We start from the raw sequence: 24190 nt of genomic DNA, 5'->3' as shown, positions 1-24190 counted from the left end.
GGGCGGTGGCGGAGGGCGCTGGGGGCGGGGGGTCGGGGTGTTGTGTCGCGGCGGGGATGACGTCGGGGGCGTGGGGGTCGTGACCTGGGTGGGCGGGTGTGCGTTACCAGGGCATCGCGACACCGCCGTTCGGGCGGATGATCTGGCCCGTCGTGAAGGCCGAGGCGTCGGATGACAGGTGGAGGACCGCGTGGGCGATGTCCTCGGGGGCGCCGACTCTGCCCAGGGGTGACATGCGGGCCATGACGGCCTCGGCGTGCGCCTGGGCCTCGCTGTCGTGGCGGTCGGTCATGGGGGTACGGGTCCAGCCCGGTGCGACCGCGTTGACACGGATGCCGTGCCGGCCGACCTCGGTCGCGAGGGTCTTGGTCAGCTGGAACACCGCCGCCTTGGCCGCGCCGTAGCAGAGCAGGCCGGGGGCGCCGGTGTCGACGGCACCCGAGGCCATGGTGACGATGCTGCCGCCGGTGCCCCGGGCGATCATCAGGCGGGCCGCCTCCTGGCAGGCGTACAGCACGCCCTTGAAGTTGACGTCGAGCACCCGGTCGAGGTCCTCGTCCCGGGTCTCCAGGACCGGGCTGCTGTGCATGATGCCGGCGATCGCGGCCAGGACGTCCAGGCGCTCGCAGGAGGTGATGGCCTGCCTCAGCCGGGTGCGGTCGGTGACGTCGAGGTCGTGGGTGCGGGCGGTGCCGCCGCTGTCCTTGATCAGGGTCGCCGTCTCGTGCAGGCCCTCGGTGTCACGGTCCGCGCAGTGCACGGTGGCGCCCGCCTCCCCGAGCAGGAGCGCCGAGGCGCGGCCGATGCCGCTCGCGGCTCCGGTGACGAACGCGGTGCGGCCGGTGAGGTCGTACGCCGTGACGGGCATGCAGGGACCGTACGAGCGTTTCTGACGGTCCGTCAATTGGTGCGGCTTCGCCGGGGTGGGGGAGTGGGCGGGGCGGGGCCCGGCTGGCAGGTGGGGCACCAGTACGTGGGGCGGTCGCGGGAGCCGTCACCCTGGTCGGCGACGCGGACGGAGGTGTGGCAGCGCAGGCAGGGGCGGGGAGCCCGGCCGTACACGAAGAGGTCCTGCCCGCGGCGGCCAGTCGTAGCGCGGATCGGGCGGTCGCGGTTGGTCTCCAGCAGCTTCTTGGCGAGCGCGGGCAGCTTGGCGGCGCGCTCGGCGGGCAGGTCGCCGACGGGGAGCCAGGGGGTGACGCCGAGCAGGAAGCAGAGCTCGCTCTTGTAGACATTGCCGATACCGGCGAGGTTGCGCTGGTCGAGCAGGGCCTCGCCGAGGGGGCGGGCGGGGTCCTGGAGGAGATTGGCGAGGGCCCGGTCCGGGTCCCAGTCCGGGCCCAGGAGGTCGGGGCCGAGGTGGCCGACCGCGCGGTGCTCGTCGGCGGTGCGCAGGAGTTCCAGGACGGGGAGGCGGTAGCCGACGGCCGTGCGGTCGGTGTTGCCGAGGATCGCGCGGATCTGGTGGCCGGGGCCGCCGCTCCAGCGCCGACCGTTCTCGTACACCTTCCAGGAGCCGTCCATCCGCAGGTGGGAGTGCAGGGTCAGGCCGCCCTCGACGCGGGTCAGGAGGTGCTTGCCACGCGGGGTGACGTCCAGGACCGTGCGGCCCGTGAGGTCGGCCGTGGCGAGCCGGGGCACCCGGAGGTCGCTGCGGGTCAGCACCTTGCCCGCGAGGGCTCCGTGCAGTCGCCTCGCGGTCTGCCAGACGGTGTCACCTTCGGGCATGGGTCAAGGGTGGCACGGGCGCGGGACGATCAGGCGCGCAGGCGGAGGCCCCGGGGGGTCGCGATGAAGCCCGTTCCTTCCAGGAGGGTGCCGATGGGGGAGGTCAGGGCCTGGGCGCCGTTGACGCGCTCCACCGTGACCGTGCCCAGGGAGCCCGCTCGGGCGGCTGCGGCGAGTGCCTCGGCGGCGGTGTGGAGGCGGGGGTCCTCGGTGGGGTCGCCGTCCGGGGCGGTGGTCCAGGCCAGCAGGGTCTTGCCGCCGCGCTCCATGTAGAGCGTCAGCTCACCGTCGACGAGGACCACCAGGGAGCCCGCCTTGCGGCCCGGCTTGTGCCCGGCGCCGGCCGGGGGTTCGGGCCAGGCCAGGGCGGCACCGTACGCGTTCGCAGGATCGGCGGCGGCGAGGACGACGGCCCGGGAGGCCGGGTTCGGGCGGGTGTGGCGGCCCGGGAACCCGGCACCGTACGGCGCGCCTCCGCCGTTCTGCCAGGGCGGGGTGCCCTGTGGGGCGTAGTCCCGGGGGGAGACGTACTCGTCCCGGGACGGCTGGGGGGCCGGGGTGACGTAGGGGGGGCCGAGGCCGGGGAATCCGTCGGGGCCGGGGTCGTCGGGGTGGGCGCTGGAAGGGAGCGAGTCGTCCTGCCCGGCGAAGTCATGGGCGGGGAACGGATCGAGATCGGGGCCCGGAGGGAGGCCGGGCAGGTCCTCGCCGCGGTCGCGGGCGTTGGACACCGCGCGCAGGCGGTCCACGGCACCGTCCATCGCGAACTGTGCGGCGCCGAGGCCCTCCACGACGTAGCCGCGGCGGGCCTGGCCGCTGTCCTCGAAGGCGGACAGGACGCGGTACGTCGCCGAGAACCCGCCCTCGACGCCTTCCGCCGAGACCGCGCCCCTGGTCACCACGCCGTGCCGGTCGAGGAGGGTGCGGGCGAGGGCGTGGGCCCGCACCGTGGGGTCCGGCTCGTGGGCCGGGAGCAGGGACCAGCGGCCTGCGACCGTCGGTGGGCCGGAGCGGGAGGCGGCGGGGCGGGCCGCGGCCGTCAGGGAGCCGTAGCGGCCGCGCGGGACCGTGCGTTTGGCGCGGTGGGCCGTGGAGCCGGCGGTGCGGCCCGAGCCGAGCAGGGAGCGCATGGGAGCGAGCGTGTCGTTGGTCAGGCGTCCGGACCAGGCCAGGTCCCAGAGGATGTCCGCCAGTTGGGGATCGGTGGCCTCGGGGTGGGTGGTGGCGCGGACCTGGTCGGCGATCTGGCGGAAGAACAGGCCGTAGCCGCCGGAGAGGGTGTCCAGGACGGACTGGTGGAGGGCGGTCAGCTCCAGGGGGTGCGGGGGCGGCAGGAGCAGGGGGGCGGCGTCCGCCAGGTAGAGCGAGACCCAGCCGTCCTTGCCGGGGAGGGAGCCCGCCCCGGCCCAGAGCACCTCTCCGGCGGCGGTGAGCTCGTCCAGCATGGCCGGGTTGTAGTTCACGACCCGGGAGGGCAGGACCAGCTTCTCCAGGGCGGAGGCGGGCACGGACGCGCCCTGCACCTGTTCGATGGCGCGCACCAGGCCGTCGATGCCGCGCAGGGAGTGCCCCTTGCCGATGTGCTGCCACTGGGGAAGGAACTGCGCGAGCGCGGCCGGCGGCACCGGCTCCAGCTCATGGCGCAGGGCGGCCAGGGAGCGGCGGCGCAGGCGGCGCAGCACGGCCGCGTCGCACCACTCCTGGCCGATCCCGGCCGGGTGGAACTCGCCCTGGACGATCCGGCCCGCCGCGGCCAGCCGCTGGAGGGCGCCCTCGGTGACGGCCACGCCCAGGCCGAAGCGGGCCGCCGCCGTGGTCGAGGTGAACGGGCCGTGGGTGCGGGCGAAGCGCGCGAGGAGGTCGCCGAGCGGGTCCTTGACGGGCTCCGTGAAGGCTTCCGGGACGCCGACCGGCAGGGCGGTGCCCAGTGCGTCGCGCAGCCGGCCCGCGTCCTCGATCGCCGCCCAGTGCTCCCTGCCCGCGATCCGGACCCGGATGGCGCGGCGGGCGCCGGCCAGTTCCTGAGCCCATTGCGGTTCGGCGCCCCGCTCGGCCAGTTCCGCGTCCGTGAGCGGGCCGAGGAGGCGGAGGATGTCCGCGACACCTTCGGCGTCCTTGACGCGGCGGTCCTCGGTCAGCCACTGAAGCTCCCGCTCCAGCTCCGTCAGCACCTCCGCGTCGAGCAGCTCACGCAGCTCCGCCTGGCCCAGCAGCTCGGCCAGCAGCCGTGAGTCCAGCGACAGGGCCGCGGCGCGGCGCTCGGCGAGCGGTGAGTCACCCTCGTACAGGAACTGGGCGACGTAGCCGAAGAGGAGCGAGCGCGCGAAGGGGGACGGCTCGGGAGTGGTGACCTCGACGAGGCGCACCTTCCGGGACTCCAGGTCGCCCATCAGCTCGACGAGACCGGGAACGTCGAAGACGTCCTGGAGGCACTCGCGGACCGCCTCCAGGACGATCGGGAACGAGCCGAACTCGCTCGCCACCTGGAGCAGCTGGGAGGCGCGCTGGCGCTGCTGCCACAGCGGCGTGCGCTTGCCCGGGTTGCGGCGCGGCAGCAGCAGGGCGCGGGCGGCGCACTCGCGGAACCGGGCCGCGAACAGGGCCGAGCTGCCCACCTGGTCGGTGACGACCTGGTCGACCTCGCCCTTGTCGAAGACCACGTCCGCCGCGCCGACCGGTGCCTGCTCGGCGTCGTACTCCCGGCCCATCTTGACCGGCTCCTGGTCGAGCAGGTCCAGGCCCATCAGGTCGGCGTCCGGCAGGCGCAGCACGATGCCGTCGTCGGCGTGCATGACCTGCGCGTCCATGCCGTACCGCTCGGAGAGCTTCGCGCCGAGCGCGAGGGCCCAGGGGGCGTGCACCTGGGCGCCGAAGGGGGAGTGCACGACCACGCGCCAGTCGCCGAGCTCGTCACGGAAGCGCTCCACGACGATCGTCCGGTCGTCCGGGACGTGCCCGCACGCCTCGCGCTGCTCGTCCAGGTACGAGAGCACGTTGTCCGCCGCCCAGGCGTCCAGGCCGGCGGCGAGGAGACGGAGCCGGGCGTCGTCCTTGGACAGCGAGCCGACCTCGCGCAGGAACGCGCCCACCGCCCGGCCCAGTTCCAGCGGGCGGCCCAGCTGGTCGCCCTTCCAGAAGGGCAGCCGGCCCGGTACGCCCGGGGCCGGGGAGACCAGGACGCGGTCGCGGGTGATGTCCTCGATGCGCCAGGAACTCGTGCCGAGCGTGAAGACGTCGCCGACGCGGGACTCGTAGACCATCTCCTCGTCGAGCTCGCCGACCCGGCCGCCGCCCTTCTTGGGATCGGCGCCCGCGAGGAAGACGCCGAAGAGACCGCGGTCGGGGATCGTGCCCCCGGAGGTGACGGCGAGGCGCTGTGCGCCGGGGCGGCCCGTGATCTCGCCGGTGACGCGGTCCCACACCACGCGCGGGCGCAGCTCGGCGAAGGCGTCGGACGGGTAGCGGCCGGCCAGCATGTCGAGGACCGCCGTGAAGGCGGACTCGGGGAGCGAGGCGAAGGGGGCGGCCCGTCGGACGGCGGCGAGGAGGTCGTCGAACTGCCAGGTGTCCATGGCCGTCATCGCGACGATCTGCTGGGCCAGGACGTCCAGCGGGTTGGCGGGGACCCTGAGGGACTCGATGGCGCCGGTCCGCATGCGCTCGGTGACCACCGCCGCCTGGACCAGGTCGCCGCGGTACTTCGGGAAGACCACGCCGGTGGAGACCGCGCCCACCTGGTGGCCGGCCCGGCCGACGCGTTGCAGGCCGGAGGCCACCGAGGGGGGCGATTCGACCTGGACCACCAGGTCGACCGCGCCCATGTCGATGCCCAGTTCGAGACTGGACGTGGCCACGACCGCGGGGAGGCGGCCCGCCTTGAGGTCCTCCTCGACCAGGGCACGCTGCTCCTTGGACACCGAGCCGTGGTGGGCTCGGGCGATGACCTGGGGCGCGCCCTGGGCGGCTCCCGAGCCGCCCATGAGCTCGGCGGGGGAGTGGTGCTCGTCGAGGGTCTCGCCCGTGGCTCGCTCGTACGCGATCTCGTTCAGGCGGTTGCACAGGCGCTCCGCGAGGCGGCGGGAGTTCGCGAAGACGATCGTGGAGCGGTGGGACTGGACGAGGTCGGCGATCCGCTCCTCCACATGCGGCCAGATCGACGGGCGCTCGGCGCCCTCCGAGCCGTCCGCCACCGGGGAGCCGCCCAGCTCGCCCAGGTCCTCGACCGGCACGACCACGGAGAGGTCGAACTCCTTGCCCGACTCCGGCTGGACGATCTCCACCTTGCGGCGGGGCGAGAGGAAACGGGCCACCTCGTCGACCGGGCGGACCGTCGCGGAGAGGCCGATGCGGCGGGCGGGCTTCGGAAGGAGGTCGTCCAGCCGCTCCAGGGAGAGCGCGAGGTGGGCGCCGCGCTTGGTGCCCGCGACCGCGTGCACCTCGTCGAGGATCACCGTATCCACACCGGTCAGCGCGTCGCGCGTGGCCGAGGTCAGCATCAGGAACAGTGATTCGGGGGTGGTGATCAGGATGTCCGGCGGGCGGGTGGACAGGGCGCGGCGCTCGGCGGCGGGGGTGTCGCCCGAGCGGATGCCCACCTTGACCTCGGGCTCGGGCAGGCCCATGCGTACGGACTCCTGGCGGATGCCGGTCAGGGGGCTGCGGAGGTTGCGCTCGACGTCCACGGCCAGGGCCTTCAGGGGGGAGATGTACAGGACCCGGCAGCGCTTTTTGGGGTCGGCGGGGGGAGGGGTCGAGGCCAGTTGGTCCAGGGCGGCTAGGAAGGCGGCCAGGGTCTTGCCGGAGCCGGTGGGAGCGACGACCAGCACGTCCGAACCCTGGTGGATGGCCTGCCACGCGCCGGCCTGGGCGGTGGTGGGCGCGGAGAAGGCGCCCGAGAACCAGGCGCGGGTCGCGGGGGAGAAGGTCTCCAGGGCTCGGTGTGCGTTGCTGGCCATGCGTCCATCGTGCACCTCGCCACTGACAACGGGTGCCTCCGGCGGTCGGGCCGGGGCGCGCCTGACCGCCGGGGGAGGGTGCGGCTGCGTGAGGCTTGCCACCGTGCGTTCGGGGCCGCGGACAATGGTCGTATGAACGAGCGCGCGCGGCATTGGCAGTACGACGAGCTGCCCGGGGTGGATCTGCTGCGGGCCCGGTATGTGCGGAAGAACTTCGTGCGGCACACGCACGAGAACTTCGTGATCGCTGCCATCGCCGACGGGGTGGAGGTGTTCCACCACGGTGGGGGTGACCAGTACGCGGGGGCCGGGGCGCTCGCGCTGGTGAATCCGGATACTCCGCACACCGGGCGGGCCGGTGTGCCCGAGGGGTGGCGGTACGGGGCCGTGTATCCGCCCGTCGATGTGGTGGCGGAGATCGCGGCCGAGACCACGACGCTGCGGGGGACACCCGGGTTCGTCAGCCCGGTGGTGGATGACCCGTATGCCGTGGGGCTGGTGCATCAGGTGCTGCGGGCCGCCGACGAGGGCAACCCGCTGGCCGCGGACACACTGCTGCGGGTCGCCGTGACAAGGTTGCTGAGGCTGAACGGTGGGCCCATGCCGCGGCGGCAGGTGCGGACGGCGGGGGCACGGATCGCCGCACGCGCGCGTGCCGTGCTGGAGGAGCGGATGGCGCGGCCGCCGAGCCTGGAGCGGTTGGCGGCCGAGCTCGGGACCAGCCCGTTCGCGTTGTTGCGGGCCTTCCGGGACGCCTACGGGATGCCGCCGCACGCGTGGCTCACCGATGCGCGGGTACGGCGGGCGCGGCGGCTGCTGGACCTGGGGACGGCGCCCTCGGAGGTCGCCGTGACCGTGGGGTTCACCGATCAGCCGCATCTCAACCGGCACTTCAGCCGGATGGTCGGCGTGCCGCCGGGGGCGTACCAGAGCGAGCGCAAGAACGTACAAGACGTGCGGTAGCCGTCCCTCGTAGCGTGCGGGGCGTGGCAGACCGGACAGTTCTCAGAGACACAGAGACCGGTGGGAAGGCGGACCGTGCCGTCGTGCGGGACGCCCTGGGCGTCGGGGTGGCCGTCGGGCTCTCCGGGTTCGCCTTCGGGGTGACGTCGGCCGGCAGCGGAATGACACTGATGCAGACGTGCGCGCTCAGTCTGCTGGTGTTCACCGGGGCGTCCCAGTTCGCCCTGGTGGGCGCCCTCGCGGCCGGTGGCGGCCCGTTCACGGCGGCGGCCGGGGCCTTCTTCCTGGGCGTGCGGAACGCCTTCTACGGTTTGCGACTGTCGCAGTTGCTGGCCCTCCCGCGCGCGGTGCGGCCGTTCGCCGCCCAGTGGGTGATCGACGAGACGACCGCCGTCGCGCTGGCACAGCCCACACGGCGCGCGGCGCGAATCGGGTTCGTCGTGACCGGGCTGAGCCTGTACGTGCTGTGGAACCTCACCACGCTGCTCGGTGCCCTGGGCGCCGGGGCCCTCGGGGACACCGACGCGTGGGGGCTGGACGCCGCGGGGCCCGCGGTGTTTCTGGCGCTGCTCGCGCCGATGCTGAAGACCGGCACCGAGCGGGCCGTCGCCGGGCTCGCCGTGCTGCTGCTGCTCGGGCTGCTGCCCGTGCTGCCTGCCGGTGTGCCGGTGCTGATGGCCGCGCTGGCGGCGCCGGTCGTGCTCTGGGCGGACGGCCGGCGCAAGAGGCGGGGGGACGAGGGGTGAACGTCTGGATCGCGATCGGTGTGACCGTCCTCGGGTGCTACGCCGTCAAGCTGGCCGGGCTGCTGGTGCCCGCCGGGGCTCTTGAGCGGCCCATGGTGAAGCGCCTTGCCGCGTTGCTGCCCGTGGCTCTGCTGGCGGCCCTCACGGCCGAGCAGACCTTCGCCGACGGCCAGGTGCTGGTCCTGGACGCGCGGGCCGCCGGGCTCGGAGCCGCGGCCGTGGCGCTGGTGCTGCGCGCCCCGTTCCTGCTCGTCGTCGCGGCGGCCGTGCTGGTGACCGCGGGCGTGCGGGCCATGGGTGTGGGGTGATCAGCCGACGGGGCGACCGTGGGACCGGAGCGTGCGCAGGGCCTCGACCGTCACCAAGGGGCGTGACTCCAGGACGGGAGCCGGGGCCCAGTGGCGCCACCGGACGGGCCAGCCGCCGTCCTCCTGCTGCTGGGCCGCGAGGTGGTCCAGGGAGCGCGCCATCTCGTCGTCCGTGAACCACGCGCGCGCGAGCGACTGCGGTGTCCTCGCGTAGTCGTACGGGAAGTGGTGCTCGCCCGGGGCGTAGCCGGGGGAGACCGGATACGCGTCCAGGTCGTCGGGATCCAGGGCCGCGAGGCGGTGTGCGCGTACCAGGCGGCCCAGGCGGTCGGCGGCAGCCTCCGCGCGCGGGCGGTCGGGGGCGGAGTCGAGGAAGGCCACGGCGGCCTCGATCTCGTACGGGTGGGACTCCTCCAGGGACTCGACCGCCTGCCAGCAGAAGTCCGTGGCCCGGAACAGCCAGGCGTGCCACACCTCGTTGCGATGCAGCAGCCCCACCACCGGTCCGGTGGCCAGGAGAGCGCTGGGCGGGTCGTCCACGACCGGCACGAAGGGGGCCGTCGGGTAGCCGCGCTGACTCGGGTGGATCGCCGGGAGGGCACCGTCCGCCGTGGATACGGACGTCAGGTAGCGGCAGATGCGTTCCACACGCTGTCCGGCGCAGCGTCCCACGGCGTCCAGGACGTGCAGGGCGTGGGCGGTGTGCAGCGGCTGGCTGACCGGGCCGCGCAGATCGGGCTCCAGCGCGTGGCCGTACCCGCCGTCCTCGTTGCGGTAGGCGTCCAGGGCGGTCTCCACCGGGTCGGCGGCGCCGCCCCGGAAGTGGTGGGCGAAGAGGCGCTGCTCGAGCACGCGCGCGGTGAGCCAGACGAAGCGTTCCGCGCGCGCCACGGGGATGTGCGGCGGAGGCGACTGGGGGAGTGAGGGAGCTCCTGTTTCGGCCATGGGTCAGACCGTAGGGCGGAAAACGGTGCCGGCAGGCGGTCCCGGCTCAGGGCCACCCCCAGGGGCGGGATACTTGAGTCATGCGGTTGACGGTCTTCTGGCAGCGGATGGCGGAGCACTTCGGTCCGGGCTACGCCGACACCTTCGCACGCGACCATGTGATGTCGGATCTCGGCGGGCGCACCGTGCACGAGGCCCTCGACGCCGGCTGGGACGCCAAGGAGGTCTGGCAGGTGGTGTGCACGGTGATGGACGTGCCGGGGGAGAAGCGTTGACCCGTCGTGGAGACCGCTGACCGGCGGCCCACGAAGATCGCAGGCGGGCAGACGGCTGTCGGTGGTGTGGGCGAGACTTGGTGCGTGGCACGCACTGACGAGACCGGGCAGGAAGCCCAGCAGTCCTCCCCGTTCGGTACGACACCGCCCGCCCCGCCCCCCGTCGGCGGGGCCGCCGGGCCGAACGGCCGTATGCCGCGCTGGCTGCCGCGTGCCCTGGTGCTCGCTCTCGCCCTCGTCGCCGTGTTCCAGCTGGGCAGCTGGGCCTTCCACCAGCTCACCGGCCTGCTGATCAACATCCTCATCGCGTTCTTCCTGGCGCTCGCCATTGAACCGGCGGTGAGCTGGATGGCCTCGCGCGGCATGCGCAGAGGACTGGCCACGTTCGTCGTCTTCATCGGCGTGATCGTCGTGGCTGCGGGCTTCGTCACGCTGCTCGGCTCCATCCTGGCGGACCAGATCATCAAGATGATCGAGGGCTTCCCGGACTACCTCGACTCCGTCATCAACTGGATCAACACGCACTTCAAGACCGACCTGAAGCGCGTGGACATCCAGGAGGGCCTGCTCCGCTCCGACTGGCTGCGCAACTACGTGCAGAACAGCGCCACGGGCGTCCTGGACGTGTCCGCCCAGGTCATCGGGGGTCTCTTCCAGCTGCTGACGATCGCGCTGTTCGCGTTCTACTTCGCCGCGGACGGCCCGCGACTGCGCCGCACGATCTGCTCCCTCCTGCCGCCCGCACGGCAGGCCGAGGTGCTGCGCGCGTGGGAGATCGCCGTGATCAAGACCGGCGGCTACATCTACTCGCGCGGTCTGATGGCACTGATCTCCGGCATAGCCCACTTCGTCCTGTTGCAGGGTCTGGACGTGCCCTACGCGCCCGTGCTCGCCGTGTGGGTGGGCCTGGTGTCGCAGTTCATCCCCACCATCGGCACATATCTCGCCGGCGCGCTGCCCATGCTGATCGCGTTCACGGTCAACCCCTGGTACGCGCTGTGGGTGCTGATCTTCGTGGTGATCTACCAGCAGTTCGAGAACTACGTGCTCCAGCCGAAGCTGACGGCCAAGACCGTCGACATCCACCCTGCGGTCGCCTTCGGCTCGGTCATTGCGGGCACCGCGCTCCTGGGTGCCGTCGGCGCGCTGATCGCCATCCCCGCCATCGCCACGCTCCAGGCCTTCCTGGGGGCGTACGTGAAGCGGTACGACGTCACGGACGACCCCCGGGTCCACGGCCATCGCCGACGCGGGGAGGGGCCGAGCCTCGTCACGCGCGCGAGGCAGCTGTGGGCGGGGCGGACAGGGACGGTGCGGCCCGACGGCGGGGGCTCCGAGGGCGGGGGCTCCGGGAAGAGCCCGGCCTGAGCCGCTGCGCCCTGCGGCACGGAGGTGCCGCGTGGTGCGCTTGACACGAAAATCGAACATCCATTCTTATGGAGTCTTCGGTGCAGCTCAACGACGGGCGTTTCGACGTAGTTTGGGTGGAGAAGTGCCCGAGTTATCCACAGGCCGGACGTGCGTCGAGGCGCATTGTCAGTGGCAGGCGTTAGCGTCTTTGACGTGAAGCGATCGACTCAAGCAAATCGGGTGGAACCCATGGCAGGAACCGACCGCGAGAAGGCTCTGGATGCCGCTCTCGCACAGATTGAACGGCAATTCGGCAAGGGCGCGGTCATGCGCATGGGCGACCGGACCAAGGAGCCCATCGAGGTCATCCCGACCGGATCCACCGCCCTCGACGTGGCCCTCGGCGTAGGCGGCCTGCCCCGCGGCCGTGTCGTGGAGATCTACGGACCGGAGTCCTCCGGTAAGACCACCCTCACCCTCCACGCGGTGGCGAACGCGCAGAAGGCCGGCGGTCAGGTCGCCTTCGTCGACGCGGAGCACGCACTCGACCCCGAGTACGCGAAGAAGCTCGGCGTCGACATCGACAACCTCATCCTGTCCCAGCCGGACAACGGCGAGCAGGCCCTGGAGATCGTGGACATGCTGGTCCGTTCCGGAGCCCTCGACCTCATCGTCATCGACTCCGTCGCGGCGCTCGTCCCGCGCGCGGAGATCGAGGGCGAGATGGGCGACAGCCACGTGGGTCTTCAGGCCCGCCTGATGAGCCAGGCCCTGCGAAAGATCACCAGCGCGCTCAACCAGTCCAAGACCACCGCTATCTTCATCAACCAGCTCCGCGAGAAGATCGGCGTCATGTTCGGCTCCCCGGAGACCACGACCGGTGGCCGGGCGCTGAAGTTCTACGCCTCGGTGCGCATTGACATCCGCCGCATCGAGACCCTGAAGGACGGCACGGACGCGGTCGGCAACCGCACCCGCTGCAAGGTCGTCAAGAACAAGGTCGCGCCGCCCTTCAAGCAGGCCGAGTTCGACATCCTCTACGGCCATGGCATCAGCCGCGAGGGCGGCCTGATCGACATGGGTGTGGAGCACGGCTTCGTCCGCAAGGCTGGCGCCTGGTACACGTACGAGGGCGACCAGCTCGGCCAGGGCAAGGAGAACGCGCGCAACTTCCTGAAGGACAACCCCGACCTGGCCAACGAGATCGAGAAGAAGATCAAGGAGAAGCTGGGCGTCGGCGTGCGTCCCGAGGAGCCGGTCGCCGAGCCGGGCACGGACGCGGCGGTCTCCCCGGCACCGGCCGAGGCTGCGGCGGTCCCCGCCCCGGCACCGGCCAAGGCCGCCAAGTCCAAGGCCGCCGCAGCCAAGAGCTGACCCGTGACACGACGAACCGACTGGGCGGAGTACGAGTACGCCGCCTCCGGCGCCCCACGGGGGAGGGGCACCGGAGGGGAGACGGGCTCGGCCGTGGACGGGGCGGACGCGCACGAGGACGATCTGCTGTACGGAGACGACGGGCCGTACGGGGGCGCCTCCCCGGGCAGCGGCTCGGCTGGCAGAGGCTCACGCGGAGACAGCTCGTCCAGGGACGGCTCGCGTGGCGGCGGGTCGCCTGACGGGCGTGGACGCGGGCGCCGCCGGCGCGGCTTCGGCGCGGCGGTTGCCGAGGACGGAGGTTCCCTCTCCTCGTCGAGGGCCGAGCACGGGGAGCCTCCGGGGGACCCGGTCGAGCAGGCTCGGGCGATCTGCCTGCGCCTGCTCACCGGGACCCCGCGGACCCGCAAGCAACTCGCCGTCGCCCTGCGCAAGCGGCAGATCCCGGACGACGCCGCCGAGGAAGTGCTGTCGCGGTTCGAAGAAGTCGGCCTCATCAACGACAGCGCCTTCGCGGAGGCCTGGGTGGAGTCCCGGCACCACGGCCGAGGGCTGGCGCGGCGTGCGCTCGCCCGAGAGCTGCGGACCAAGGGCGTCGACTCCACGCTGATCGACGAGGCCGTCTCCCAGCTCGACTCCGAGCAGGAGGAAGCGACCGCGCGGGAACTCGTCACGCGGAAACTCCGCTCCACCCGTGGGCTCGACCGGGACAAGCGACTCCGCCGCCTCGCGGGCATGCTCGCCCGCAAGGGCTACTCCGAGGGCATGGCCCTGCGCGTGGTCCGGCAGGCGCTGGAGGAGGAGGGCGAGGACACGGAGTTCCTCGGGGACGAAGGAGTCTGAGGCGAGGCGGGACCCTCATGGGCCTGCGCCCGCTGTCGAGCCCCGCGATCACACCACCGGCAGCCCCGCCGCCCGCCAAGCCTGGAACCCGCCGACCAGATCGGTGGCCCCACGCAGTCCCAGCTGGTGCAGGGACTGGACCGCCAGGCTGGAGGCGTACCCCTCGTTGCAGATCACGACGACGCGCAGGGCGTGGCTCGTGGCCTCCGGGAGACGATGGCTGCCCTGCGGGTCGAGGCGCCACTCCAGCTCGTTGCGCTCGACGACGAGGGCGTCCGGGATCAGACCGTCCCGTTCGCGCAGGGCCGCGTAGCGGATGTCCACCAGCAGCGCGTCACCGGCGCGAGCGGCCTCGTACGCCTCCTGCGGCTCGATCCGCTCGTAGCCCGCCCGTACGCGCTCCAGCAACTCGTCGATGCCGACGGCACGCTGGACACGGCCGCTGCCATCGCCGCCGCTGCTGCCGTCACTCACCCGCTCGTGCGTCGCGCTCACTGCCAGTCCTCCGGTCGCTCCACCTGCTCGAGCCGCAGGATCGACCCGCTGCGGCTGTACCGGCGGATCTGCGGCAGGGGCGGGTAGTAGGCGTGGACGGAGATCGCGTGCGCGTACGGGGATTCGTTGAGCACCTCGTGGACGTGGTGACGGCCGAAGGCGCGGCCCTGGCCGGCCGGCAGTCGGCGTTCGCGGTCGACACCGTCGGTGAGTTCCAGGGTCTTCCAGCCGTCGGTGGGCAGCCGCGCGGCGAGCGAGTACTCCTTGAGCTCGCCCGACGCGGTCAGGAAGGCGCCGACGGAGTCGGCGTGGTCGTGCCAGCCAGTGCCCGTGCCGGGCGGCCAGCCGATCAGCCAGGCCTCGCTGCCACCGGGCCCGTCCAGCCGCACCCAGGTGCGGCCCTCCGGGTCGAGGGGCAGGGAGGCGATCAGCTCGGTGTCGGCGGCCGTACGCCGCACGAAGTCGAAGAGGTCGGCCTGAGTGGGCGCCGAAACGGCGGAGGAGACAGACGAGGAGCCGGAAGCGGAGCCGGAAGAGGAGACAGCGGGGGATGCGGAAGGGGATACAGACACGGGTGCCGTCCTGAAGATCCTGATGAGGGTTCGCGAGTCAGGCGCGTCGGCCGCGGCAGACAGAGCGCGGCGCGCGCACAGAGGAAGAGGGATGCGAAGTCAGCAGGAGGGGCGACACACGCAGCCCGCATAGCGGACGAGGTCCATATGGACCCTCCGCCACAGGCGCACACAGGTGTCGGTCACGCACCGGAGTACACCATGACCGCCCGGACCGGTCAACTCACTGTCACCATGCGGACGCACGGTGACAGTGAGCACGTCACCCGATGACGACGTTGATGTCGACGTCAGCGAGAGCCGGCCGACGCACCGGCGTCGGCCTGCGCCTTCGCCGGTCCGCCCACCGTGGCCTCCGCCGCCGCGTACAGGTCGTCCGGGCGCACTCCGCTCAGCGCGGTGACGAGGTGCCCGTCGGGGCGCACCAGGAGCACCGTGTGCGCGGCAGCACCCGGATAGCTCTCGGCGACCAGCAGCTCGGCGGGGTGCGGCAGTGCCGCGACCGCGGCCGCGAGCCGGGGCATGATGCCGGCGCCGACCCAGTGCTTGCGCTCCCACACGCCCGTGCCCGGTGCGATCAGCACTACGAGCAGGGCGCCGCGGCCGAGCCGGTCCCGCAGCCGTACGAAGGTGCCGTCCTCCGCGGTGACCCGTACGTCGGCGACCGGCGCTCCGGGCGGTGTGTCGACGGGGGTCTCTCCTTCGAGGCGTCCGGGAGCGAGGGGCGAGTCGGCGTACGCCCCCGGCGCGCCGAGCTGGCCGAGCCCCAAGTGACCGTCCGTCAGGAGCGCGTCGTGGCCCCGGGACGAGCCGGGGACGTAGGAGCGCAGGCCTCCGCCGCCGCGCAGCAGCGGCAGTGCCTGGTCGGCGGCGCGCAGCCGGGCGGCGACGACCGCCCGGCGTTCGGTCTGGTAGCTGTCGAGGAGTGCCTCGTGCGGCCCGTGGTGCCAGGCCAGGGCCAGCTTCCAGGCGAGGTTGTCGGCGTCCCTGAGGCCCTCGTCCAGCCCGTGCGTGCCCAGCGCGCCGAGCAGGTGTGCCGCGTCCCCGGCGAGGAAGACGCGGTCGGCGCGCCAGCGGCGCGCCAGACGGTGGTGGACCGTGTGGACGCCGGTGTCCAGCAGGTCGTACGGCGGGGCCGTGCCGCCCGCCCAGCCGGCCAGGGTCTCCCGGATGCGGGTCAGCAGGAGTTCGGGGGTGACCAGGTCCTTGCCGGGCGGCAGGAGCCAGTCCAGACGCCAGACGCCGTCCGGCAGCGGGCGCGCGGTGACCTCGCCGGCCGAGGGGCCCGACATGCGCCACGGCGGCATGCGGTGCAGCAACGCCTCGTCGTGCCAGGGCAGTTCCGTACGCAGGGCGGCAACGGCGTGACGTTCCACCGCCGTGCGGCCAGGGAAGCGGATGTCCTGGAGCTTGCGCACGGTCGAGCGGGGGCCGTCGCAACCGACCAGGTAGCTGCCGCGCCACCAGGTGCCTTTGGAGCCGCGGGTGTGGGCCGTGACGCCCGAGGACTCCTGTTCGAGGCCGTCGAGTCGGCTGTCCACCGCGACCTTGACGAGTCGTTCGCCGGAAAGAGCCGCACGCAGGGCATCGGTCAGCACGTGCTGGGCGATGTGCAGGGGAGCGGGCTCGGTGCCGTCGAAAACGATCTCGCGCATCACCTGCTTGCGCCGCATCGACCGCCATCCGGCCCAATGGGCGCCGGCCCGGGACAGGGGCACGCCGGTCAGCCGTTCCATGAGGGCGGCGGTGTCCTCGCGCAGGACGACGGTGCGCGCCGCACGGGGTTCTTCCTTGCCCGGCCCCTCGTCGAGGACGACACACGGCACCTCCTGACGCGCCAGCGCCAGGGCGAGCGTGAGCCCGACCGGCCCCGCTCCGACGATGATCACCGGATCCACGGCGCGGCGCCCCCTGCCCGTGGTGTTGTCCTGAGAGACGTAGGTGAACAGGAAGTTGGAGCAGGGTGCACGATCACAGAACGTATGCAACCCATTGCCGGTGCTTGCGTCAAGTGACCGGCGGCCGGTGGCGATCATGCCGTCGCACCAAGGGTAGCCGGGCGGCACGCTCGTCACTTGATGGGGTGTCAGGGTTGGCCGGAGCCGGATGGCTCAGGTCGCGGCACGACTGTGGCCCGCCGGAAAACCGGCGGGCCACAGTCGTGCCGGTTGTTGGGCCGTCAGATCCTGCCCTCGGCACCGGTGCCGTAGGTGTCGCCGACCTCGGCCGCGTTCACGTCGTCGACCTTATCGGCACCGAGAACAGCACCCGTGCTGCGCTTGCTGCGGCGCAGCCTGCCCTCCAGCCAGGAGGCGAAGGATGTGAGGATGAAGTTCAGGACGATGAAGATGACCGCCACGACGATGAAGCTGGGGATGACGTTCGCGTAGTTGGCCGCGAGCGTGCTGCGCGTGTTGAGCAGTTCGGTGAACCCGAGCATCACGCCGCCCAGCGCCGTGTCCTTCACGATGACGACCAGCTGGCTGACGATGGCGGGCAGCATGGCGGTGACGGCCTGCGGGAGCAGGATGCTCGACATGGTCTGGCTCTTGCGCAGGCCGATCGCCATCGCCGCCTCCGACTGCCCCTTGGGCAGGGAGAGGATGCCCGCGCGGACGATCTCGGCGAGGACCGACGCGTTGTAGAGCACCAGACCGGTGACGACCGCGTACAGGGGCCGCTCGTCGCTGGGGATGCCCGTGGAGCGGACGTAGAACTCGTTGGCGAACAGCATCAGCAGCAGCACCGGGATGGCCCGGAAGAACTCGACTACCGCGCCGGCCGGGATGCGCACCCAGCGGTGGTCGGACATGCGGGCGATGCCGAGGATAGCGCCCAGCGGGAGGGCAATGACCATCGAGAGGGCGGCGGCCTTCAGGGTGTCGGCCAGGCCTGGCAGCAGGTACGTCGTCCAGGCCTCGGAGGTGGTGAACGGCTCCCACAGGGACCACTTCAGCTGGCCCTTGTCGTCCATCGTCTGCCAGACCCACCACAGCAGGAGGGCGAGCAGGACGAAGAAGAGCACCGAGAAGAGCACGTTGCGCCGCTTAGCCTTCGGGCCCGGGGCATCGTAGAGAACGGACGTCATCGCTTCACCGCCAGTCGCTTGCTCAGCCAGCCGAGGATCAGGCCGGTGGGCAGGGTCAGTACCACGAAACCGAAGGCGAAGATCGCGCCGATGAGCACCGTCTGTGCCTCGTTCTCGATCATTTCCTTCATCAGGAGGGCGGCCTCGGCCACGCCGATCGCGGCCGCCACGGTCGTGTTCTTGGTCAGGGCGATGAGCACGTTGGCCAGCGGGCCGATGACCGAACGGAACGCCTGCGGCAGCACGACGAGCCGCAGAACCTGGCTGAAGCTCAGCCCGATGGCGCGGGCGGCCTCGGCCTGTCCGACGGGCACCGTGTTGATGCCGGAGCGGATGGCCTCGCACACGAAGGCCGCGGTGTAGGCGACGAGTCCGAGCACAGCCAGCCGGAAGTACTTGGTCTTGAAGTCGTCGGGCGCGCCCATCGTCACGGCGAAGATGTCGGCGAGGCCGAGCGAGGTGAAGACGATGATGACGGTCAGGGGAGTGTTACGGACGATGTTCACATAGGCGGTGCCGAAACCGCGCATCAGCGGAACCGGGCTGACCCGCATGGCCGCCAGCAGGGTGCCCCAGATCAGGGAACCGACGGCCGAGAGGACGGTGAGCTGCACCGTGACCCAGAAAGCGCCCAGCAGGGTCGGGTCGTCATAGTCTGAAAGAAAGTCGAACACGATCTCCCGCGCTTCCGGGTGTGTGGCGTACGTGGCGGACGTGGCGCGCCGCCGCCGGAGAAGCGGCGGACGGCGGCGCGCCTGCAGATCCCCGCGTCGACCGCGGGGGATCCTGCGTCGGCGGAGTCCCGCGTTACTTGACGATCTGGCCGATCTTCGGCGCTTGCTCGTTCTTGTAGTTGGCCGGGCCGAAGTTCTTGTCGACGGCCTTCTGCCAGGAGTCGTCGCTGACCATCTTCTCCAGCGCCTTGTTGATCTTGTCCACGGTCGCGGTGTCGCCCTTCTTGACACCGATGCCGTAGTTCTCGTTGCTCAGCTTCAGGCCGGCGAGCTTGAACTGCCCCTTGTACTGGTCCTGGGCCGCGTAACCGGCGAGGATCGAGTCGTCCGTGGTCAGGGCGTCGACCTGGCCGTTCTGCAGGGCCGCGAGGCACTCGGAGTAGCCGCCGCGCTCACTCAGCTGGGCCTTGGGGGCGATCTTGTCCGCGACGTTCTGTGCCGAGGTGGAGCCGACGACCGAGCAGAGCTTCTTGCCGTTGAGGTCCGTGCCCTTGGTGATGTCCGAGTCCTTCTTCACCAGCAGGTCCTGGTGGGCCAGCAGGTACGGACCGGCGAAGTCGACCTTCTGCTTGCGCTCGTCGGTGATCGAGTACGTGGCCGCGATCATCTTCACGTCGCCGCGGGCCAGCGCGTTCTCACGGTCGGCGCTCTTGGTCTCGACCCACTCGATCTGGTTGGGCTCGTAGCCCAGTTCCTTGGCCACGTACGTCGCCACGTCCACGTCGAAGCCGGAGAAGGAACCGTCGGGCTCCTTCAGGCCCAGACCGGGCTGGTCGTACTTGATGCCGATCTTGATCTTGTCACCGCCGCCGGAGCCGGAGCCGTTGGAGTCACCGCCGTCGTCGCCACCACAGGCGGTAGCGGTCAGGGCGAGAACGAGAGCGGTGGCGGCCGCGGCGGAGACCTTGCGGAGCTTCATGGTGAACATCCTTTGCCGTGAAGAGAAAAACCGTCGTTTCGGGTGACGCGGGTCGTCGCAGGAGCGACGCGCGCCCTAGTGGTGCAGGATCTTCGACAGGAAGTCCTTGGCACGGTCGCTGCGCGGATTGCTGAAGAACTGGTCGGGCGCAGCCTCCTCGACGATTCGGCCGTCCGCCATGAACACCACGCGGTTTGCGGCCGATCGTGCGAAACCCATCTCATGGGTAACGACGATCATGGTCATGCCGTCGCGGGCGAGCTGCTGCATGACCTCCAGCACCTCGTTGATCATCTCGGGGTCGAGCGCGGAGGTCGGCTCGTCGAAGAGCATGACCTTCGGCTCCATGGCCAGCGCCCGCGCGATCGCGACGCGCTGCTGCTGGCCGCCGGAGAGCTGTGCCGGGTACTTCTCGGCCTGCGCGGCCACGCCGACCCGGTCGAGTAGGGCCCGGGCCCGCTCCTCGGCCGCCTTCTTGTCCTTCTTGCGGACCTTGACCTGGCCGAGCGTCACGTTCTCGAGCACGGTCTTGTGCGCGAAGAGGTTGAAGGACTGGAAGACCATCCCGACGTCGGCCCGCAGCCGGGCGAGTCCCTTGCCCTCGGCGGGCAGCGGCTTGCCGTCGATCTCGATCGTGCCGGAGTCGATCGTCTCCAGCCGGTTGATGGTGCGGCACAGGGTGGACTTGCCGGACCCGGAAGGTCCGATGACCACGACGACTTCGCCGCGGGCGATCGTCAGGTCGATGTCCTGGAGTACGTGCAACGCGCCGAAGTGCTTGTTGACGCTCTTCAGGACGACCAGTTCTCCGGTCGCGGCCACATCTTCCTTGGCCACCGATACTTCGGTCATCGCTCTCAGGCTCCGTCCTCCTCGGTTTCGGAGGACAGTAGTGACCCTCTACGACCTGCGTCATTACATCTGAGGGGAATCTGAGCATCACGATCCGATAGCAATCGGACACGCGTCGTAGCACTTGTGAGCAGCGCTCATATCGGCCGGGTAACGGAAGCTCTCCGCAACCGGAACCCTCTTGACGCCGTCCTCATCCATCAGCGTGACTGCACAAGGTGCACGCGCGCGCGTGCACGCTTTTTCGTACACATCCAGATCGTACGGCCAGTTAACCGAAGGGGGCCCGGATGAGACTGCTGCTCGTCGAGGACGACAACCATGTCGCCGCCGCCCTGTCGGCGGTTCTGGCACGGCACGGGTTCGACGTCACGCACGCGCGCAGTGGCGAGGAGGCCCTTCAGGCGCTGGTCCCCGAAGTCGACGGCTTCGGTGTCGTCCTGCTCGACCTGGGCCTGCCCGACCAGGACGGATACGAGGTCTGCGGCAAGATCCGCAAGCGCACCAGCACGCCGGTCATCATGGTCACCGCGCGCTCCGACGTGCGCTCCCGCATCCACGGCCTCAATCTCGGCGCCGACGACTACGTGGTGAAGCCGTACGACACCGGGGAACTGCTCGCCCGTATCCACGCCGTGAGCCGGCGCACCTCCCACGAGGACACCTCCAGCGGCATCGAGACGGAACTGCGCCTCGGCCCGGTGCACATCGAGCTGCCCACGCGCCGGGTCAGCGTGGACGGAACCGTGATCCAGCTGACCCGCAAGGAGTTCGACCTCCTGGCCCTGCTCGCGCAGCGGCCCGGGGTGGTCTTCCGCCGGGAGCAGATCATCAGCGAGGTGTGGCAGACCAGCTGGGAGGGGACCGGGCGCACCCTGGAGGTGCACGTCGCGTCCCTGCGCGCCAAGCTGCGCATGCCGGCCCTCATCGAGACCGTACGCGGAGTCGGCTACCGGCTCGTCGCGCCTGCCGGGTAGCGGGGCCGGGTGCGCACTCGTCTGCTCCCGCTGCTGATCGTCCTGATGGCGGCCGTACTGCTCGCGCTCGGCGTCCCGCTCGCCGTCAGCCTGGCCGGCGCCCAGCAGCAGAAGGTCGTCGTCGACCGGATCGACGACACGGCCCGCTTCGCCGCTCTCGCCCAGTTCGTCACCGATTCGCCCACCGGGACCGCCAGCGCGTTCGAGAACGAGCGCCTGGCCACGCTCAGCAGTGAACTCGACAGCTACTACAAGGTCTACGGCATCCGGGCCGGTGTCTTCTACCGCAGCAGCCGTGCCATGGCTCACGCACCCGCCGAGTGGTCCCTGCCGGAGCAGGGCGAGGTGCGTGACGCCTTCGACGAGGCGTTGCTCAGCCGCCGCAGCCACGACCCGCGGCAGGTGTGGCCCTGGCAGCGGGGCAACCTCGTGGTCGCCTCGCCGGTCATCCGGGACGGTGACGTCGTCGCGGTCGTCGTCACCGATTCGCCCACCGGGCAGATGCGCTCCCGCACGCTGCACGGCTGGCTGGTCATCGGCGCGGGCGAGTTCGCCGCGATGCTGCTGGCCGTCGGCGCGGCTCTGCGGCTGACCGGCTGGGTGCTCAAGCCCGTACGGGTGCTGGACGCCACCACCCACGACATCGCCACGGGGCGGCTGAAGTCCCGGGTCGCCGCCGCCGGCGGTCCGCCGGAGCTCAGGCGTCTGGCCCGGTCGTTCAACGAGATGGCGGACAACGTCGAGGACGTGCTGGAGCAGCAGCGCGCCTTCGTCGCCGACGCCTCGCACCAACTGCGCAACCCGCTCGCGGCGCTGCTGCTGCGCATCGAGCTGCTCTCCTTCGAGCTGCCCGAGGGCAACCAGGAGATCGCCTCCGTCCAGTCCGAGGGCAAGCGCCTCGCGCAGGTCCTGGACGATCTGCTCGACCTGGCGCTGGCCGAGCACACCGAGGCCGATCTGAAGATCACCGACATCGGCGAGCTCGCCGCCGAACGGGTCGCGGCCTGGTACCCGACCGCCGAGGCCAAGGGCGTCCACCTGGTGGGCGACTGCCCGCCGACGACCGCGTGGGCCGACCCGGTGGCGTTGTCCAGCGCGCTGGACGGTGTCATCGACAACGCGGTGAAGTTCACGCCCGAGGGCCGGACCGTCGAGGTGAGCGTCGCCTCCAACGGCGACACCTCCACCGTGGTCGTCACCGACGAGGGTCCCGGCCTCACCGACGAGGAACTGGCCCGCATCGGCGACCGCTTCTGGCGCAGCAGCCGCCACCAGAACATCAAGGGCTCCGGCCTAGGACTGTCCATCTCGCGGGCGCTTCTCGCGGCGGGCGGCGGCTCGATCGCGTACGACCGTCACGAGCCGCACGGGCTGAAGGTGACGGTGACGGTGCCGAGGGTCGGACCGGCGTAGCGACGTCGAGGGCGGGGGCGGCTCAGCGAAGGCGAGGGCGGGGGCGGCGGGCTATGGCTTGACGGACCGGTAGTAGCGCCGGGCCCCCTCGTGCAGCTTGAGCGGGTCCGTGTAGATCGCCGTGCGGACGTCGACCAGCTGGGCGGAGTGGACCGTCGCGCCGATGCCGTCCCGGCTGTCGATCACCGTACGGGTCAGCCACTCGGTGAGCCGGGGGTCCATGTCATTGCGCGTGACCAGCAGGTTGGACACCGCCAGGGTGGGGACCGGGTCGCCGCGCTGGATGGTGGGGTAGGCCGACTCGGGCATCTTGGTGGCGCGGTAGTAGCGCGTGGCACCGCCCTGGTCGTGCAGCTTCGACACGAGGCCGACGTCGATCGGCACGAAGCGGAAGGCCGACGCCGACTTCTTGGCCAGCCGGCTGAGCCCGTCCGTGGGCAGTCCGCCCGACCAGAAGAACGCGTCGAGGCCGTGTCCCAGCCGTTTGGGTCCGGTGTCGATGCCGTCCGACGACGGCTTGATGTCCTTCTCCGGGTCGATCCCGGCCGCCTTGAGCACGCCGTTCGCGATCAGCCGTACGCCGGAGTTCGGCAACCCTATGGCCACGCGCTTGCCGCGCAGGTCCGCGATGGAGCGGATGTCCGAGTCCGGTGGTACGACGAGCTGGGCGTAGTCGTCGTACAGGCGCGCGACACCGCGCAGCCGGTCGGCGCCCGTGCTGTTGTCGAGCTTGTACGTGGCGACCGCGTCGGCCGCGGCGATCGCGAAGTCGGCCTTCCCCGTCGCCACGTCCGCGACGTTCTCCTGCGAACCGGCACTGGTCAGCAACCGCACTTTCAGATCGGGCATGTCCTTGTCGATCTCGGTGCGCAGGAGTTTGCCGTACTCGTGGTAGACGCCCGCCTGGGTGCCCGTGCTGAACCTGATCGTGCCGCCCGGAGGCTCCTGGGCCCACGGGCGCAGCCACCACAGCAGCAGCCCGAGGACCACGAGGGAGGCGGCGCCGCCCTGAAGGGCCCGGCGCCTGCCGAGAGGGGGGAACGTCTTGGGCATGCGCGAGATCCTGCCAGCCGTGGTGCCCCGCTGACCAGGGGCGGGGTCACGGGATGGGGTCGGACACGGGGCGAGGGGAGTGTCAGTGGCGGCCACTACAGTCGCCCCCATGAGCTCCTCGCCCGCAGACCTGGTCCGAGAATTCCACCTTGCCTTCGGCCTGGACGCCCGCAGTACCCCGACGGAGGTGTCCCCGGAACTCGCCGCCCACCGCGGTGAACTCCTCGCGGAGGAGGCCGCGGAGGTCGCCGAGGTGTCGGTGACGGGCCCGCTCGACCGGCTCGCCCACGAGCTCGCCGACGTCGTCTACGTCGCCTACGGCACCGCCCTCGTCCACGGCATCGACCTCGACGCGGTACTGGCCGAGATCCACCGCTCCAACATGACCAAGATCGGCCCAGACGGTTCCGTCTCCCGCCGCGAGGACGGAAAGGTGCTCAAGGGGGAGCACTATGAGGCGCCAGATGTGACTGGGGTGCTGCGGAAGCAGGGGTGGGAGCCGGCCGCCGGCGCCTGAGCCGCGGCCCGGGCCGGTGGCTCCCGGTGGCTCCCGGTGTCTCCCTTGTCCGGCGCTTTACGGCTGCCCGGGTGAGCGGGTGG

At 71.4% G+C, this 24190-nt stretch carries 23 protein-coding genes; 10 read left to right on the top strand and 13 right to left on the bottom strand.

What is annotated here, in order from left to right; translation table 11 throughout:
• Positions 1-103 precede the first annotated feature (103 nt).
• Genes AOQ53_RS37290 through AOQ53_RS37280 form a run of 3 tightly spaced genes read right to left on the bottom strand, consistent with a single transcriptional unit; the run spans position 104 to position 6683 of the window.
• Positions 104-868 carry an SDR family NAD(P)-dependent oxidoreductase gene (locus AOQ53_RS37290; protein ID WP_059424245.1) on the bottom strand — a complete coding sequence of 255 codons (765 nt, stop codon included), beginning with the start codon at positions 866-868 and terminating at the stop codon, positions 104-106.
• A 32-nt stretch (positions 869-900) separates the two neighbouring features.
• Entirely contained in the window at positions 901-1728 is an 828-nt protein-coding gene (locus AOQ53_RS37285; RefSeq protein WP_059424243.1) for an Fpg/Nei family DNA glycosylase, read from the bottom strand.
• 29 nt (positions 1729-1757) lie between these two features.
• On the bottom strand, positions 1758-6683 hold the full coding sequence (locus AOQ53_RS37280; RefSeq protein WP_059424242.1) for an ATP-dependent helicase: 4926 nt from the start codon (positions 6681-6683) through the stop codon (positions 1758-1760).
• A gap of 132 nt (positions 6684-6815) precedes the next feature.
• Here AOQ53_RS37280 and AOQ53_RS37275 point away from each other — a divergent pair, with 132 nt between their 5' ends.
• Genes AOQ53_RS37275 through AOQ53_RS37265 form a run of 3 tightly spaced genes read left to right on the top strand, consistent with a single transcriptional unit; the run spans position 6816 to position 8700 of the window.
• The gene (locus AOQ53_RS37275) at positions 6816-7646 is read left to right on the top strand and encodes an AraC family transcriptional regulator (RefSeq protein WP_059424241.1); all 831 of its coding nucleotides are present in this window, start codon (positions 6816-6818) and stop codon (positions 7644-7646) included.
• Between the two features lie 23 nt (positions 7647-7669).
• The gene (locus AOQ53_RS37270) at positions 7670-8392 is read left to right on the top strand and encodes an AzlC family ABC transporter permease (protein WP_059424248.1); all 723 of its coding nucleotides are present in this window, start codon (positions 7670-7672) and stop codon (positions 8390-8392) included.
• On the top strand, positions 8389-8700 hold the full coding sequence (locus AOQ53_RS37265; protein ID WP_059424240.1) for an AzlD domain-containing protein: 312 nt from the start codon (positions 8389-8391) through the stop codon (positions 8698-8700). Before AOQ53_RS37270 ends, AOQ53_RS37265 begins: the two co-directional genes overlap by 4 nt.
• Here AOQ53_RS37265 and AOQ53_RS37260 read toward each other — a convergent pair whose 3' ends face one another.
• Positions 8701-9645, bottom strand: coding sequence for a prenyltransferase/squalene oxidase repeat-containing protein (locus AOQ53_RS37260; protein ID WP_059424238.1), 945 nt, complete (start codon positions 9643-9645; stop codon positions 8701-8703).
• Between the two features lie 80 nt (positions 9646-9725).
• On the opposite strand from AOQ53_RS37260, the gene AOQ53_RS37255 reads away from it, so the two are divergent.
• From AOQ53_RS37255 to recX, 4 genes are all read left to right on the top strand, one after another.
• Positions 9726-9920 carry a DUF3046 domain-containing protein gene (locus AOQ53_RS37255; RefSeq protein ID WP_059424237.1) on the top strand — a complete coding sequence of 65 codons (195 nt, stop codon included), beginning with the start codon at positions 9726-9728 and terminating at the stop codon, positions 9918-9920.
• A gap of 84 nt (positions 9921-10004) precedes the next feature.
• Complete coding sequence (locus AOQ53_RS37250) at positions 10005-11288, top strand: AI-2E family transporter (protein ID WP_078945688.1); 1284 nt, start codon at positions 10005-10007, stop codon at positions 11286-11288.
• Between the two features lie 231 nt (positions 11289-11519).
• Positions 11520-12644: a recombinase RecA gene (gene recA / locus AOQ53_RS37245; protein ID WP_059424236.1), complete on the top strand. Its 1125-nt coding sequence runs from the start codon at positions 11520-11522 to the stop codon at positions 12642-12644.
• 3 nt (positions 12645-12647) lie between these two features.
• Entirely contained in the window at positions 12648-13487 is an 840-nt protein-coding gene (recX, locus tag AOQ53_RS37240) for a recombination regulator RecX (RefSeq protein WP_059424235.1), read from the top strand.
• 48 nt (positions 13488-13535) lie between these two features.
• On the opposite strand, the gene AOQ53_RS37235 is transcribed toward recX, so the two are convergent.
• The 8 genes from AOQ53_RS37235 to AOQ53_RS37205 form a co-directional block, all read right to left on the bottom strand.
• Entirely contained in the window at positions 13536-13961 is a 426-nt protein-coding gene (locus AOQ53_RS37235) for a rhodanese-like domain-containing protein (protein ID WP_174523412.1), read from the bottom strand.
• 17 nt (positions 13962-13978) lie between these two features.
• Complete coding sequence (locus AOQ53_RS37230) at positions 13979-14554, bottom strand: cupin domain-containing protein (protein ID WP_059424232.1); 576 nt, start codon at positions 14552-14554, stop codon at positions 13979-13981.
• A 99-nt stretch (positions 14555-14653) separates the two neighbouring features.
• On the bottom strand, positions 14654-14725 hold the full coding sequence (locus AOQ53_RS47890; RefSeq protein WP_309544753.1) for a putative leader peptide: 72 nt from the start codon (positions 14723-14725) through the stop codon (positions 14654-14656).
• Positions 14726-14844: 119 nt separating this feature from the next.
• Positions 14845-16452 (bottom strand): FAD-dependent monooxygenase, encoded by a 1608-nt coding sequence (locus AOQ53_RS37225; RefSeq protein ID WP_059424231.1) that lies wholly within the window; start codon positions 16450-16452, stop codon positions 14845-14847.
• Positions 16453-16733: 281 nt separating this feature from the next.
• Positions 16734-17642, bottom strand: coding sequence for an amino acid ABC transporter permease (locus AOQ53_RS37220; protein ID WP_059424229.1), 909 nt, complete (start codon positions 17640-17642; stop codon positions 16734-16736).
• Positions 17639-18316 (bottom strand): amino acid ABC transporter permease, encoded by a 678-nt coding sequence (locus AOQ53_RS37215; protein WP_059424227.1) that lies wholly within the window; start codon positions 18314-18316, stop codon positions 17639-17641. The genes AOQ53_RS37220 and AOQ53_RS37215 overlap by 4 nt, the downstream gene beginning before the upstream one ends.
• 133 nt (positions 18317-18449) lie before the next feature.
• Positions 18450-19295 carry a glutamate ABC transporter substrate-binding protein gene (locus AOQ53_RS37210; RefSeq protein WP_174523411.1) on the bottom strand — a complete coding sequence of 282 codons (846 nt, stop codon included), beginning with the start codon at positions 19293-19295 and terminating at the stop codon, positions 18450-18452.
• A 75-nt stretch (positions 19296-19370) separates the two neighbouring features.
• Positions 19371-20147: an amino acid ABC transporter ATP-binding protein gene (locus tag AOQ53_RS37205; protein ID WP_059424223.1), complete on the bottom strand. Its 777-nt coding sequence runs from the start codon at positions 20145-20147 to the stop codon at positions 19371-19373.
• A gap of 290 nt (positions 20148-20437) precedes the next feature.
• Between AOQ53_RS37205 and AOQ53_RS37200 the strand changes: the two genes are divergently transcribed.
• The gene (locus AOQ53_RS37200; protein WP_059424221.1) at positions 20438-21124 is read left to right on the top strand and encodes a response regulator transcription factor; all 687 of its coding nucleotides are present in this window, start codon (positions 20438-20440) and stop codon (positions 21122-21124) included.
• Between the two features lie 9 nt (positions 21125-21133).
• Positions 21134-22537 (top strand): sensor histidine kinase, encoded by a 1404-nt coding sequence (locus AOQ53_RS37195; RefSeq protein ID WP_059424219.1) that lies wholly within the window; start codon positions 21134-21136, stop codon positions 22535-22537.
• A 51-nt stretch (positions 22538-22588) separates the two neighbouring features.
• On the opposite strand, the gene AOQ53_RS37190 is transcribed toward AOQ53_RS37195, so the two are convergent.
• Positions 22589-23590 (bottom strand): TAXI family TRAP transporter solute-binding subunit, encoded by a 1002-nt coding sequence (locus AOQ53_RS37190; protein ID WP_059424217.1) that lies wholly within the window; start codon positions 23588-23590, stop codon positions 22589-22591.
• A 109-nt stretch (positions 23591-23699) separates the two neighbouring features.
• On the opposite strand from AOQ53_RS37190, the gene AOQ53_RS37185 reads away from it, so the two are divergent.
• The gene (locus tag AOQ53_RS37185; protein WP_059424215.1) at positions 23700-24107 is read left to right on the top strand and encodes a pyrophosphohydrolase domain-containing protein; all 408 of its coding nucleotides are present in this window, start codon (positions 23700-23702) and stop codon (positions 24105-24107) included.
• Positions 24108-24190: the final 83 nt, after the last annotated feature.

The sequence above is a fragment of the Streptomyces azureus genome (assembly GCF_001270025.1).
GTDB lineage: Bacteria > Actinomycetota > Actinomycetes > Streptomycetales > Streptomycetaceae > Streptomyces > Streptomyces azureus.
The sequence above is the reverse complement of the archived record's forward strand: the minus strand, read 5'-3'. Positions and strand labels throughout refer to the sequence as shown.